This is a genomic window from Halomonas sp. YLB-10 (assembly GCF_003856855.1).
Classification (GTDB): Bacteria; Pseudomonadota; Gammaproteobacteria; order Pseudomonadales; family Halomonadaceae; genus Halomonas; species Halomonas litopenaei.
The window spans coordinates 50,957-63,950 of sequence record NZ_RRCU01000008.1; the positions used below are offsets into that span (position 1 = coordinate 50,957).

The following is a 12,994-nucleotide window of genomic DNA, read 5'->3' on the forward strand; positions in this document are numbered from 1 at the left end:
AACCGGCTCCGAAGCCCGCTTAGACTATGCTCAAAGGAACAGCCTGCTGAACGGAGTCGGCCCCATGACCCGCAGCACCATCGAGGCGCTTCGCCAAGGCGCGAGACGGCGACTCCCACGGCTGGTCTTCGACTATATCGAAGGAGGCTCCGGCGCCGAGCAGGCGCTGGCCGCCAACCTCCAGGCCATGTCACGAGTGGCGCTGGCACCGCGCCTGGCCGACGTCAGCCAGCGCACCCTCGGTACTCGCATTCTGGGCGAAGATATCGCGCTGCCGCTGGTGCTCTCGCCGGTGGCCCTGGGCGGCCTGGCCTGGGCCGACGGGGAACGTCTGGCCGCACGCGCCGCTGCGCGAGCCGGGGTCCCCTACACCGCCGCTACCCTGTCCAACGCCCCCCTTGCGCATATCGCCAGGGACTGCCCGCGCCCACCCTGGTTTCAGCTGTTCGTGTTCAAGGATCGCGCCCTCAGCGAGCGACTGATGGACGACGCCCTGAATCTCGGCTGCCGTGTACTGGTGCTGACCATCGATATGCCGCTGCTGGCCGATCACCACCGGGGACTCGGCCACGACGTCAGGCCCGATCCGGCCACCGCCCTCAAGCTCGCCTGGGGGCTGGGCCGTCACCCCGGCTGGTGGTGGCGCCACCTGCGCAGCCGTCGTTTCGCCCTGGGCAATCTGGATGGACCGCTCTCGGCCCCGGACGGCATCGCCTCACTATCCAGTTGGCTCGACGACCAGCTCGATCCCTCACTGGGGTGGAGTGATCTGGGCTGGGTCCGCGCCCGCTGGCCAGGCGCCTTGGTCGTCAAGGGTGTGCTGGACGCGGACTCGGCGCGCCAGGCCGCCGAGCATGGGGCCGACGCCGTGGTGGTGTCGAATCACGGGGGGCGCCAACTGGACGCCGCCAGGGCCACCATCGCGGCGCTTCCCGAGGTGGTGGCGGCGGTGGGCGAGCGTCTCGAGGTGCATCTGGATGGAGGGATTCGCAGCGGCCTGGACATCCTTCGGGCGCTGGCCCTGGGCGCCGACGCCGTGCATATCGGCCGTCCCTATCTGTACGGACTGGCCGACGCGGGCGAAGCCGGCGTCGAGCGCTGCCTGGCGATCCTGCGCCGAGAGCTGGACCAGGGCCTCGCCATGTGTGGCTGTTCGAGTATCAGGGAAGTGGATGCACGCGCGCTGGCAGCGAACGGCGATCTCATCGATCGTTAGCTGGACGGCGGCGCTGCGCCACAGTCGCTGCCTTCCGCCAGGCGCCAACGGTAATTGTCGTGCTGTATCGCGCGGGAAATCGCCTCTTTGGCTACGTGATTGCCGACCTGATCCCCGGCGTGATCCCCGGGGCTCTTTTCCTTGACCATCGTCTCGGCAGAGCGTCCAGCGGGCGCCTCGGCATCGAACGCCAACATGGGCAGGTTCACCGTGATCGGCTGGCGCAGCGTATCCGGGACCATCTCCATCACCTCGATCCACAGCGTCCGGTAGCCGTCGCGCTCGATCTTCCAGCACTGAGGACGGAGCCCGCTTGCTGCCATCAACAACTGCCCACCGATATGCGAATGTCCCGGAATGGCGAACCGCCCGTTGCTGTCGGTCACGTCGGCGGCCTCGGCAAAGGCCTCGGCCGAGACCCTGGCCCCCGCCAGTGGGGCCCCGGTACGGGCGTCGATGACCTGCCCCTGCAATGGCTGGCGCGCCCAGCGCTCACTGATCACCGGCACGCAGCCAGAAACCAGCGACATCAGTACCAGCAACAGTGCCAGCACCGCCATCAACGAGATGCTTCGCCGACCACCCGTCGCCAGCCTCATGGAACTTCGCCTGTGCAGAATCGTCGACAGAAACTCTACGCCATCCCTGGCCCATCGTTTCAACGCTGGGCGGGCCGGTGGTGATGCCACAGTTTCAGACCGTCAGGCCAGCGAACGACCGGCTACACGCAGGCGACTGTACTCTTCCAGCGCCGATGATTCGGTCATGCTGCAGATCCAGTCATGCACGAGGCGTCCACGATGGTAGGCCTCCCAGACCTCGCGGCTCGCCCCTTCCCAGGGCTGCGCCATGGCCTGGCGGTACACCCTGAGCACGCCGGGCGGCAACCGCTTCACCCACAGCGTCAGCCGCGGCGAGGCGCCATGGCCCTCGTCCAGCAGTCGCACGAAGGCCGCTTCCGGCAGGCGCAACGCCGGCAGGGCGGCATCGAGCAGTCCACATAAGGTGCGGTAGCCCTCGAGCTCCAGCCGTTCCAGCTCCGGATCCCGATATTCGACCCGGGTGGCCAGGCTGTCGAAGGCCTCGAGCAGAGCGCGACAGCCGACCTCCGCGCTCAGCAGCCTCAACTGAGGCTGTCCCTCCCGAATGTTCTCCAGGTGGGCCACGAAGGCATCGGCGGCGTGATTGACCAGGGTGCGCCCCAGCGCCAGTCGCAGGTAGTGAAAGAAGCGTCCCAGTTCCTCGACGTTGTCCCGCTCATAGCGGCGCAGCGCCCAGTCCAGCATGCCACCGAGGCTCCAGCGGCGTACTACTCCGTGGCGCGAGAAGCGCCGCTCCTCCAGACTCGCCCAGGGCTCTCCCTGGCGGGCCAGCCCCTCCACGTAGGCCTGCTTGAGCGATGCCACCAGGGACGTCGGGTCGATCAACCCCCGCTCCACCACCGCCTCCAGACGAGACAGGGTCCGTGCAATGACCTCGGCGGCATCCACTACATAGCTGGCCGGATGGCGATGATCCTGGCCCAGCCCCAGGACACCACGCATGGCCGTCTCCTGGTCGCTCTTGGCACGATAGCAGTAGCCCTGGCGGCCACGGCCATCGTCGCCCACTTCGCGCCACACCGCCTGCTCCCCCAGCAGCACCGCGCCCTGGACATGGGTCAGCGAGATCCCCTCCTGCTTGCTGATGGTGCGGAGCGCCTGGGCCTGGGCGTCGAACCGACACAGCTCGTTGAGCAGGGCCGCGCCCTGGATATCGTCCTTGGCCAGCGGCAGCTGGCGGCCTCCCAGGGCCGACATATGGCTGTCGAACCAACCGCAGAGCGCAAGTTCTCCGGCCTGGCCGAAGGGAGGTCGACCGATATCACGCAGCAGGCTGCCCACCTCGACCAGACAGATGAAGGCGTCTTCCAGACCATCGAGGCCACAGTCACCCGCCCGCTTGCCCAGCTTGCGATAGACCATCTGCACGATCCGGCGCCCCATCTGCTGTCGCTCCAGCGAGGCCGACAGCAGGCGCCTCTGGCTTGCGTGGGCCAGCACCGCGCCCTGCTGGGGCAGCAACTGCAATCGACGCAGGCTGGCACTGTGGACGACCCGGGTACGGTCCTTTTCCAAGCGACGCTCCAGCGTCGCCACGGAAAATGCGGCATCACCATCCACCGCCAGCGAAGGACAGCGATCTCCCGGGAGAGGTCGGCAGGGGTGAAAACGCCTACGAAAATCCATAACGCTCCTCGTGCGCCAAGCCGCACAGATTGACGAAACTGTGTCAAAAGAAGAGCGTCTCCCAGAAAAAGCCCGGGCGAACTAGGATATTCGCGACACCACAAGCCAGCGGACGTGGATAGGGAATGTAGTTCTATACCGACAGGTCCGAAAAAACCCGCTCAATACGGCATAGTTATGCGTATACCGACACCGATCCTGGCGTTGTCATCGCGTCGATGCCTGACCACGAATCCTCAACCGCGCCGCGCGGCCAGCCTGCGCATGGCCGGGCTTGGCGTCTCGATCTTGTGGTAGCGCCGACTGGCGGCGTAGCTGTCGTTGAAGACGTCGAAGTAATCGTCGAGCACCGAAGCGGCGTCTTCCTCGCCGCTCTGACGCAATAGCTCGGCGGCCACCTCGGCGGTGCACAGATGCGCCTGGGAAGCGGGCTTGCGCAACCGATAACGCGTCAGTCGATCGGTTCTCAACGGCAGTACCGGCAGGCGTTCCAGGTAGGGGCTCTTGCGAAAGATCCGCCGCGCCTGACGCCAGGTGCCGTCGAGCAGGATCAGCACCGGGATGCGCTCCCGGGGGACTCGCCGGACCGCCTCCACCTCGACCACGCGGTCGGCGTAGTCGGGCTGGTCATCGGGGAATACCACGAAGGGGGCGTAACGCTCGTCGGCCAGGAGCGCCAGCAGCTGTTCATCGGGCGTGGTGCGGTACCAGGTGAAGACACGGGTGGGCGCCAGCACGTCGGCGATCAGACGGCCGGTGTTGGTCGGCTTGTGGTGCTCCAGCGGATGGGTGATCAGCCACACCTGGACCCGAGAGTCGGCCTTGGCCTGATAGGGGCACAGGCAGTTGAGTTCGGGCAGATTGCAGCCAGCGCAACGGGTGACGAAACTGCCGCGCGCCTTGAACTCTCGCCGCGGGGGACGCGGATGACCGGTGGCAGGGTCCCTGTCGAGGCTCGGGCTCTCGCCGAGGTGCGGATCCCCGACAGCGCTCGGCTCACCCGGATGGCGATCGGCGGACGCCTCCTCGGTAGTTGAAGCTTCCTGAGTCGAGCCGGAATCTTCGGAGCGGGCGTCTTGCTGGGAGGGGGCGGAATCGGCGAAACGAGAGTCACACATGGGCGGGATGCAGGCTGCGGCAAAGGGCGCCCAATCTACCACGCCCCATTGCCTGCGTCAGGCAAGCCACGCGAAAGACCGCTCTCTCTACCACCCGTTCGAAGGCTCTCTACACAGGCAGCTCGAAGGCTCTTTAGACAACCCGCTCGACGGCGCCACCATCGCCTGGGCCTAGCCCAATTGCGGCATGAACAGTCGACCTTCACGCTGCCAGTGACGGGTCAGGGCCGGCACGCCCTCGCCTGCCGGCATCACCAGTCGGGCAACGCCAGCAGGCACCCTGAGCGATTCGTCAGGGTCCACCAGCACGCAGTCGGCATCGAAGGGCAGTTCGTTGATCAGGGCCGCCGCCGGCATCACCGCCAGCGAAGTGCCGACCACCAGCAACAGGTCCGCCTCGGCGACGATCTCGCAGGCGTCCTGATAGGCCGGCACCGCCTCGCCAAACCAGACCACGTCCGGGCGCAGCTGGCTGCCACGGTCACAGACGTCGCCCATGGCGATATTGCGACGCCCCAGCGGATAGCGCATGCGTTCGTCCACCGAGGAGCGCGCCATCATGATCTCGCCATGCAGGTGCAGCACCCGACGGGAGCCCGCTCGCTCGTGCAGATCGTCGATGTTCTGGGTGACGATGCTGACCTCGAAGCCACGCGCCTCGAGGTTGGCCAACGCCCGGTGGGCGGCGTTGGGACGCGCACCACGCACCTGGTCCCGACGGGCGTCATAGAAGCTCAGCACGCGCTGCGGGTCTCGTGCCCAGCCCTCGGGGGTGGCGACGTCCTCGATGGGATGATCCGCCCACAGGCCATCGGCGGCACGGAAGGTCTGGATTCCGCTCTCGGCGCTGATGCCGGCGCCGGTCAGCACCACCAGGTGGGGGGCCTTGGACATGAACTCGCTCCACAGCTTTAAGAGTCTGAATCAGCGCCGCCACGGACTCAGTAGGTCAGGCCCCCGGGGTCCGAGGCGAAGCGCTGCTTGTTGCGATAAGGGTAGACGTCGATCACCTGACCGTCGGTGATCGCCGCCTGCAGGCTCTTCCAGTAGTCGGCATCGAAAAGCTCCGGATGCAGTTCGAAGAACAGCTTGCGCAACTGCACATTGGCGAACAGGAAGGGCCCGAATTCCTCGGGGAAAATATCATTGGGCCCCACCGAGTACCAGGGTTCGTCGGCCAGCTCCTGCTCGGGGTAGAGGGGCTCCGGGATATGCCGGAAGTTGCACTCGGTGAGATAGCTCACCTCGTCGTAGTCGTAGAAGATCACCCGCCCGTGGCGGGTCACCCCGAAGTTCTTCAGCAGCATGTCGCCGGGGAAGATGTTGGCCGCCGCCATCTGCTTGATGGCGTTGCCGTAGTCCTTGAGCACCGCACGGGTCTCGGTCTCGTCGCACTGTTCCAGATACAGATTCAGCGGGGTCATCATGCGCTCGGTGTAGCAGTGCTTGATGATGACCTTGTCGTCCTTCAGGTAGACGTTGCTCGGCGCCACTTCCAGTAGATGCTCCAGGCATTCGGGATCGAAGTGGTCCTTGCGCGACACCAGGTAGGAAAACTCCTGGGTATCGGCCATCCGGCCGACCCGGTCATGGCGCTTGACCAGGCCGTACTTCTCGCGCACGTTGTCGCGACTCATCGCCTTGGACGGGTCGAAGCGATCCTTGATGATCTTGAACACGGTGCGGTGTGAGGGCAGCACGAACACCGCCATCACCATGCCGCGCACCCCGGGGGCGATGATGAACTTGTCCTCGCGCCGCGCGATCTGCTGGTTCAGGGCGCGGAAGAACTCGGTCTTGCCGTGCTTGAAGAAGCCGATGGCAGCGTAGAGTTCGCTGATCGGCTTGTCCGGCATCAGCATGTGTAGGTAGGCCACGAACTCACGGGGCACGGTGGCATCGACCTGGAAGTAGACCCGGGTGAAGGAGAAGATGATCGACACCTCGTCGGGCTCGATCAGCACCGTATCCAGGTGCAGCCCCTTGCCCTCCTCGTGGAGCACCGGCAGCACCAGCGGCACCTGCTCGCCATCGCGGTGGATGCGGCCGACCAGGTAGGCGCCCTTGTTGCGGTAGAAGACGCTCTTCAGCAGTTCGATTTCGGTGTCCGTGCCGTCCGCCAGCCCTTGCGGCAGGTGCTCGACCAGAAAGTCACGCGCCAGATGCCCGCAGTGGCCCAGGTCGATGAACTCCATGCCCAGTTCGGCCCCCTCCAGCGCCTCGGCGATGGCCCTCGACCAGTCCCCTTCCACCGCGATGTGTCGGCACAGCTCGATGCCCGAGTGGTGTGACGCGGCGTCCCTGGAGGAGTTGACGAACATCCAGTCATCGCGGATGTGGCGGTGATGAAAGATCGAGCAGAACAGCGAATTGAAGTAGGTCTCGGCCAGCTCGTAGTCGAGTCGCTGACCGATCAGCTCGACATAGTGCCCCTTGGCCTCACGCCAGCACTCGCAGTGGGTCAGGATGTCCTCGTCAAAGGTGCGCTGCAGGCGCCCCAGGGTCTCGTCGACCTTTTCCTGATAGAGGTTGATCCGCTCCGCCGAGGCCTGCTGGGCCTCGCGCCAGGCGGCGTCGCGAAAGCGTCTATTGGCGTCCAGGGTGATCTGCTTGAAGCGCGAGCGGTACTCGTCGAATCCATGCAGGATGGTGGCGGCGATGCGATAGGCAGGGGACAGTTTCATCACGGGGCTCCCGACGGGCGTCAGCTCAGAATGACCGCCGCCGCCACCTTCGGCGAGACGACCAATGTCGACTGTCATGTTGCCGTGCAACATGGCAGCCGCCAAGCCGTCTGTCCAACCCGGCACACTACGCCATCGATCACCTCCCCCACCGCCGCCAAAGACCTATTTGCGCCAGAACATCGGGGTCAACAGTACCAGCACGGTCAGGATTTCCAGGCGGCCCATCAGCATGCCCACACACAACAGCCACTTGGCGGCGTCGGGCAGGGTGGAAAAGTTGCCGGCTGGGCCGATGATATCGCCAAGTCCTGGCCCGACGTTGGCCACCGCCGTGGCCGCCCCGGTCAGTGCCGTGACCAGATCGAGGCCCAGCATGGCGAGGGCCAGGGCGAGGCCGGCGATGGTCAGAAAGAAGAAGAAGGAGAAGGCCACCACGCCCCGGCTGATCTCATCGGACAGCGGCGCACCGTTGTAGCGAGAGACGAAGACCCCATGGGTGTGGATCAAGAAGCGCAGCTGGCTCAGCAGCATCTTGATCGCCACCTGGAAGCGAAAGATCTTCATGCCTCCGCTGGTCGACCCACTGCAGCCACCGACAAAGGTCAGATAGAAGAACGCCATGGCGGCGAACGGGCCCCACTGGCTGTAGTCGTCACTGGCGTAGCCGGTGGTGGTCACCACCGAGACCACGTTGAAGGCGGTGTGAGTCAGGGCATCGAACATCGCCTCGCCTCGCCATACCCGATAGAGGCTGAGGATCAGCGTCACCACCACCAGTAGCCAGACCAGCCCACGGACCTGCTCGTCGCGCCACAAGGCCAGCGGCGAGCCGCGCAGAAAGCGGATGTAGAGTACGAAGGGCAAGGCGCCAAGCAGCATGAAGAAGGTGCCCATCCACAACAGATGCGGCTGGTCGGCGTAGGCCCCGAAGGAGGCATCCGAGTTGGCGAAGCCGCCGGTCGACACCGAGCTCATGGCGTGCACCACCGCGTCTACCGGTGCCATGCCACCAATGCCGTAGGCCAGGATCGCCACCAGGGTGCCCAGGGCGTAGATGCCGAGCGTGGCCTTGGCGATGCCGCCGGTGCGCGGCATCACCTTGTCCGACCAGTCCGAGGATTCGGTCTGAAAAAGGCGCATGCCGCCGACCTTGAGAAACGGCAGGATGGCGATGCCCATGACGATGATGCCGATGCCGCCGAGCCACTGCATCAAACCCCGCCACAGCTTGAGACCATCGGACAGCTGGTCGATATCGGTGAGGATGGTGGAGCCGGTGGTGGTGATCGCCGAGACCGACTCGAACACCGCATTGGTCAGCGACAGATGGGGCGCGCCAAGCACCAGCGGCAGGCTGGCGAAACCGCTGATACTGACCCAGCTCAGGGTGGTCAGCACGAACATCTGCTGGGTCTTGAGCGCCACCGGTATCCGCCAGGTCAGCCACCAGCACATCAGCACCGTGGCCAGCACCACCAGCAGGGAACGAGCGAAGGCCGGCGCGTCGGCGTCGCCTTCCCATACCAGCACCCCCCAGGGCAGCAGCATGAACAGCGCCAGCACCAGCCAAAGTACCGACAGTACCTTGAGGACCGGTGCCCAGTCCCTGCACCAGCGCAGCATCCCTATCCCTCGGGTCATAGCCTGCTCTCTCACCGATTGTCGGGGCTCATCATAGACCAAAGCCGTAGCCAGAGATGCCCCTCGACTCACGGAGTCGTCGCAATCCGGATGACAGATCGCCGCAACATGGCGACAATAGCGCGCCTCGAGCCCGCATTCACGCCATAGGTATCGCCGCGATGTCCCTGCCCTTGCCCATTCTCTACCAGGACGACGATCTGGTGGCGGTGCACAAGCCGTCAGGGCTGCTGGTGCATCGCAGCGCGCTGGCCCGTGGCGAGCGCGAATTCCTGCTGCAGCGCCTGCGCGACCAGTTGGGCCAGCGGGTCTACCCGGTGCACCGGCTCGACCGGCCTACCTCGGGGGTCATGGTGTTCGCGCTGTCCTCGGACATGGCCCGGGGGCTGGCCGAGGCCTTCACCGAGCGCCAGGTGACCAAGCGTTACCTGGCGGTGGTGCGCGGCATCGGCCCCGAGACCGAGCGCATCGACCGGGCACTGCGCGAGGAAGACGGTAGCCGGCCCAAGGCCGAGATGCCGGCGATGCCCGCGATCACCGAGGTGCGCCGACTCGACAGCGTGGAGCTGCCGGTACGTATCGACCGCTACCCCCAGGTTCGCTACTCGCTGATGGAAGCTCGCCCGCTGACCGGCCGGCGCCACCAGATACGCCGTCATCTGTCCGGCATCGGCTACCCGATCATCGGCGACGCCAAGCACGGCAAGGGCAATCACAACCGCTTCTTTCGCGACAGCCTGGACTGCGATCGGCTGCTGCTGGCGGCGACCTCGCTCGAGTTCGAGCACCCTCGCCATCGCACCCCGATGGCGCTGTGCTGCCCACTGGACGCCTGCATGACGCGGCTGTTCGACCGTTTCGGCTGGCGCGCCCACCTGCCCCGGCCAGTCAGCACCACCAACGCCAACGTGACCGCAACGACCCAGCGAGATTCCTGATGAGCACTGACCCCAGCGACAACGACTATGACCTGCGCTTTGGTGGTATTCGCCGTCTCTACGGCACCACCGCCAGCGCCCGCCTGGCGCAAGCCCACGTGGTGGTGGTCGGGGTCGGCGGTGTCGGCAGCTGGGCGGTGGAGGCGCTGGCCAGAAGCGGCGTCGGCAAGCTGACCCTGATCGACCTCGACGACGTCTGCGTATCCAACGTCAATCGCCAGCTTCACGCCCTCGACGGCACCATCGGGCGGCCCAAGGTGGAAGTGCTGGCCGAGCGCTGCCGGGCCATCCACCCCGGCATCGAGGTCGTCGCCGATGTCGCCTTCGCCACCCCGACCAATCTCGCCGAACGCATTCCCGAGGACGCCGATCATCTGATCGACGCCATCGACAGCGTGGTGGCCAAGGCCGCACTGATCGCCTGGTGCAAGCGCCGCAAGCTGCCGCTGACAGTCACCGGCGCCGCCGGCGGACAGACCGACCCCACCCGGATCAAGGTGGCCGACCTGACCCGCACGGAGCATGACCCCCTGCTTGCCAAGGTGCGCTCGCGCCTGCGCCGCGACCATGGCTTTTCGCGCAACCCCAAGCGCCGCTTCAGCGTCGAGTGCGTCTACTCCGACGAGCAGCTGGTCTACCCCGGCCAGGACGGTGAGGTCTGCCACACCAAGCCTGGTGCCGGCGACTCCACGCGCCTGGACTGCGAGAGCGGCTTCGGCGCCGCCACCTTTGTCACCGGCAGCTTCGGCTTTGTCGCCGCCTCGCGGGCGCTGGCCAGACTGACCCGGGTGAAATGAGCCAGACAAGGAACAGACCATGACAACCCCGCAATCCCCCCTTCCGGTGCCCGGCATCTATCGCCACTACAAGGGCCCGCTCTACGAGGTGACCGGCGTCGCCCATCACAGCGAAAGCGAAGAGGCTCTGGTGGTGTACCGCGCGCTCTACGGGGACTACGGCCTGTGGGTGCGCCCGCTTGAGATGTTCTGCGAGAGCGTCGACGTCGAAGGTGTCACCACTCCGCGCTTTGCCCTCGAGAAGGCGTTCTAGGGCTTGTCTGAAAACTGCCTGCACTCGGTAATACGGCGTTAAAAATCGGCTGGTGCGCCAGCCCGGTCAAAATGCTCATTTACACCCCGTAAACTGCGCTTTCTCACCGATTTTTGCCTTGTCTAACCTTCGCTCGTCGACTTTTCCGACAGCGCCTAGCAGACCGTGACGGCGCCCGGATCATGTTCGCTGGTCCGACGCTGCCAGTTCGATAACGCTGGTCCAGCAGCGCCAGCCCGGCGAGGCGAGTCCATACGCCCTGGCCAGCGCGCAGGCAACGGAACACGCAGACGCAAAAAGGGGAAGCCGCTGGCCTCCCCTTTTTGCTTGCCTGGGCGCTGTCGATGCAATGCGCCAGCGCTAAATCACTCTTCGCCGCCGGCCTTTTGCATTTGCGTCTGCAGATACGCCTGCAAGCCGACCTTGTCCATCAGACCCAGCTCGGTCTCGATGATGTCGATGTGCTCTTCCTCGTCATCGAGGATCTTCTGGAACAGGTCACGGCTGACGTAGTCCCGCACCTGCTCGCAGTAGGTGATGGCTTCGATCAGGTCGTCACGCCCGGTATGCTCCGCGGCTAGGTCGGCCTCGAGCATCTCGCGGGTGTCCTCGCCGATATGCAGCTTGCCGAGGTCCTGCAGGTTGGGGATGCCTTCGAGAAAGAGGATGCGCTCGATCAGAATGTCGGCGTGCTTCATCTCTTCGATGGACTCGTCGTACTCCCACTTGGCCAGCCGGGCCAGGCCCCAGTCCTTGTACATCTTGGCGTGCAGGAAGTACTGATTGATGGCCACCAACTCGTTGCCCAGCACCTTGTTGAGATGCTCGATGACCTTGGGATCGCCTTTCATGGAAAACTCCTCAATGCTTGCCGGACTTGTGCTTGCCGGTCATGTGCTTGCCGGTGATTGCCGACCGGCCGTGGCCAGTCGTCGTTGATCGAACCGTCTTGCATCGGACGCCGCAGAGGCGACGTCTCTCCTTGGCCTCGCCCGCCTTCACAGGGCAACAGACGCGGGGCTACAGACACACTGGCACGACAAGCAATGCCCTACCAGCTCCCGTCAAGAAGCAGTATAGGGCATCCATGAAAAAACTCAATAAAATCAGAATCTTGAAAACCGCAACTACAACGATATCGATTGCTAATTCAAAAGACTACCGCAAAGGAAGTAGCGCAAGAGCGTACCGACGACCAAGGCTATACCGCATAGGCCAGCGCTTCGACTTCCAGACTCGACGCTTCCTGGATGGCGTCGCGGGTGATCTGCTTGCCCACACAGGCGCATTTGCCGCACTGGGTGCCACAACCGGTCTCACGCTGAACCTGACGCCAGCTACGCGCGCCATCATCGACGCTCTGACGAATCTGTCGGTCACTGACCCCTTTGCACAGGCATACGTACATCGCCATCTCTCCTGAATCACTATAGCCAATGTAAATGATTCCCATAGCGACGCGCAACCTTTTCAAGAGTAATTCGTATTTACCTTAGCTAAAGATTTGAATTTACATGACTCAGCTCAAGCGCTGCCCCTGCCGACAGCCAATCGACAGCATCCAGAAAACCAGGAAGGAAACAGAGGGGAGCGACTCGTGCAGGGCTATCGCTTCGCCGCCTTCGGCAGCACTACCACCTGAGTGCCAGACGCCAGATCCGCCCAGCTGCGCCGTTCCGCGTCGAACAGCACCCACCAGTGGCCCAGCCCCAGCGGCACGAAGGAAAACGCTCCCACGGCGAAGCGCAGCATGGTCTGACGCAGGCTGATGGGCCCGCCGTCGAGGGTCTGGACGCGCAGGCGCCAGGCCTGCATCCCCAGGGTCATGCCCCCGCGGCGCCAGAAGAAGGCAAAAAAGGCAAAGGCCGCGACCACCAGCAGCAGTCGCAGGCTGAGCACCTGCCAAACGCCTGCCCCCACCTCTTCCGGGGCCAGGCCCAGCAGCTTGCGCACCACCAGCACGTGCAAGGTGGTAATCGCGATCCAGATGGCCAGCAACAGAAAACTGTCGTAGAACATGGCGCCCAGGCGCCGGCCCAGCCCCGCGGGCCAGACATCATCGAGAAGGGGAAAGCGTCGTGTCATCGGGTTTGCTCAGCAGGTGAAGTCTCGGCAA

The 12,994-nt window shown here is 64.8% G+C and carries 13 protein-coding genes; 4 read left to right on the top strand and 9 right to left on the bottom strand.

The window, feature by feature from the left end:
* The first annotated feature begins 64 nt into the window (after nucleotides 1-64).
* The gene (locus EBB56_RS17305; protein ID WP_124804924.1) at nucleotides 65-1,216 is read left to right on the top strand and encodes an alpha-hydroxy acid oxidase; all 1,152 of its coding nucleotides are present in this window, start codon (nucleotides 65-67) and stop codon (nucleotides 1,214-1,216) included.
* On the opposite strand, the gene EBB56_RS17310 is transcribed toward EBB56_RS17305, so the two are convergent.
* The 6 genes from EBB56_RS17310 to EBB56_RS17335 form a co-directional block, all read right to left on the bottom strand.
* Nucleotides 1,213-1,815, bottom strand: a complete 603-nt coding sequence (locus EBB56_RS17310; RefSeq protein ID WP_124804925.1) for a carboxypeptidase-like regulatory domain-containing protein — start codon at nucleotides 1,813-1,815, stop codon at nucleotides 1,213-1,215. The two genes, EBB56_RS17305 and EBB56_RS17310, sit on opposite strands and share 4 nt — an antisense overlap.
* A 102-nt stretch (nucleotides 1,816-1,917) precedes the next feature.
* A complete protein-coding gene (locus EBB56_RS17315) occupies nucleotides 1,918-3,444 on the bottom strand; it encodes a hypothetical protein (RefSeq protein ID WP_124804926.1) in 1,527 nt (508 codons plus the stop codon).
* A 236-nt stretch (nucleotides 3,445-3,680) separates the two neighbouring features.
* A complete protein-coding gene (locus EBB56_RS17320) occupies nucleotides 3,681-4,562 on the bottom strand; it encodes a tRNA-uridine aminocarboxypropyltransferase (RefSeq protein WP_124804927.1) in 882 nt (293 codons plus the stop codon).
* Nucleotides 4,563-4,733: 171 nt separating this feature from the next.
* The gene (locus EBB56_RS17325; RefSeq protein WP_045993075.1) at nucleotides 4,734-5,456 is read right to left on the bottom strand and encodes an NAD-dependent deacylase; all 723 of its coding nucleotides are present in this window, start codon (nucleotides 5,454-5,456) and stop codon (nucleotides 4,734-4,736) included.
* Nucleotides 5,457-5,503: 47 nt separating this feature from the next.
* Nucleotides 5,504-7,246, bottom strand: a complete 1,743-nt coding sequence (gene aceK / locus EBB56_RS17330; RefSeq protein WP_108131228.1) for a bifunctional isocitrate dehydrogenase kinase/phosphatase — start codon at nucleotides 7,244-7,246, stop codon at nucleotides 5,504-5,506.
* Nucleotides 7,247-7,411: 165 nt separating this feature from the next.
* On the bottom strand, nucleotides 7,412-8,890 hold the full coding sequence (locus EBB56_RS17335; protein WP_124804928.1) for a TrkH family potassium uptake protein: 1,479 nt from the start codon (nucleotides 8,888-8,890) through the stop codon (nucleotides 7,412-7,414).
* Nucleotides 8,891-9,051: 161 nt separating this feature from the next.
* Between EBB56_RS17335 and EBB56_RS17340 the strand changes: the two genes are divergently transcribed.
* Genes EBB56_RS17340 through EBB56_RS17350 form a run of 3 tightly spaced genes read left to right on the top strand, consistent with a single transcriptional unit; the run spans nucleotide 9,052 to nucleotide 10,878 of the window.
* Entirely contained in the window at nucleotides 9,052-9,828 is a 777-nt protein-coding gene (locus EBB56_RS17340; RefSeq protein WP_124804929.1) for a pseudouridine synthase, read from the top strand.
* Nucleotides 9,828-10,625 (top strand): tRNA cyclic N6-threonylcarbamoyladenosine(37) synthase TcdA, encoded by a 798-nt coding sequence (tcdA, locus tag EBB56_RS17345; protein ID WP_124804930.1) that lies wholly within the window; start codon nucleotides 9,828-9,830, stop codon nucleotides 10,623-10,625. Before EBB56_RS17340 ends, tcdA begins: the two co-directional genes overlap by 1 nt.
* 19 nt (nucleotides 10,626-10,644) lie before the next feature.
* A complete protein-coding gene (locus EBB56_RS17350; protein ID WP_045993070.1) occupies nucleotides 10,645-10,878 on the top strand; it encodes a DUF1653 domain-containing protein in 234 nt (77 codons plus the stop codon).
* Nucleotides 10,879-11,243: 365 nt separating this feature from the next.
* Here the strand turns inward: EBB56_RS17350 and bfr are convergent, their stop codons facing one another.
* From bfr to EBB56_RS17365, 3 genes are all read right to left on the bottom strand, one after another.
* A complete protein-coding gene (gene bfr / locus EBB56_RS17355; RefSeq protein WP_045994716.1) occupies nucleotides 11,244-11,729 on the bottom strand; it encodes a bacterioferritin in 486 nt (161 codons plus the stop codon).
* A 350-nt stretch (nucleotides 11,730-12,079) separates the two neighbouring features.
* On the bottom strand, nucleotides 12,080-12,286 hold the full coding sequence (locus tag EBB56_RS17360) for a bacterioferritin-associated ferredoxin (protein WP_045994717.1): 207 nt from the start codon (nucleotides 12,284-12,286) through the stop codon (nucleotides 12,080-12,082).
* Nucleotides 12,287-12,483: 197 nt separating this feature from the next.
* Nucleotides 12,484-12,963 carry an RDD family protein gene (locus EBB56_RS17365; RefSeq protein ID WP_124804931.1) on the bottom strand — a complete coding sequence of 160 codons (480 nt, stop codon included), beginning with the start codon at nucleotides 12,961-12,963 and terminating at the stop codon, nucleotides 12,484-12,486.
* Between the last annotated feature and the right edge of the window lie 31 nt (nucleotides 12,964-12,994).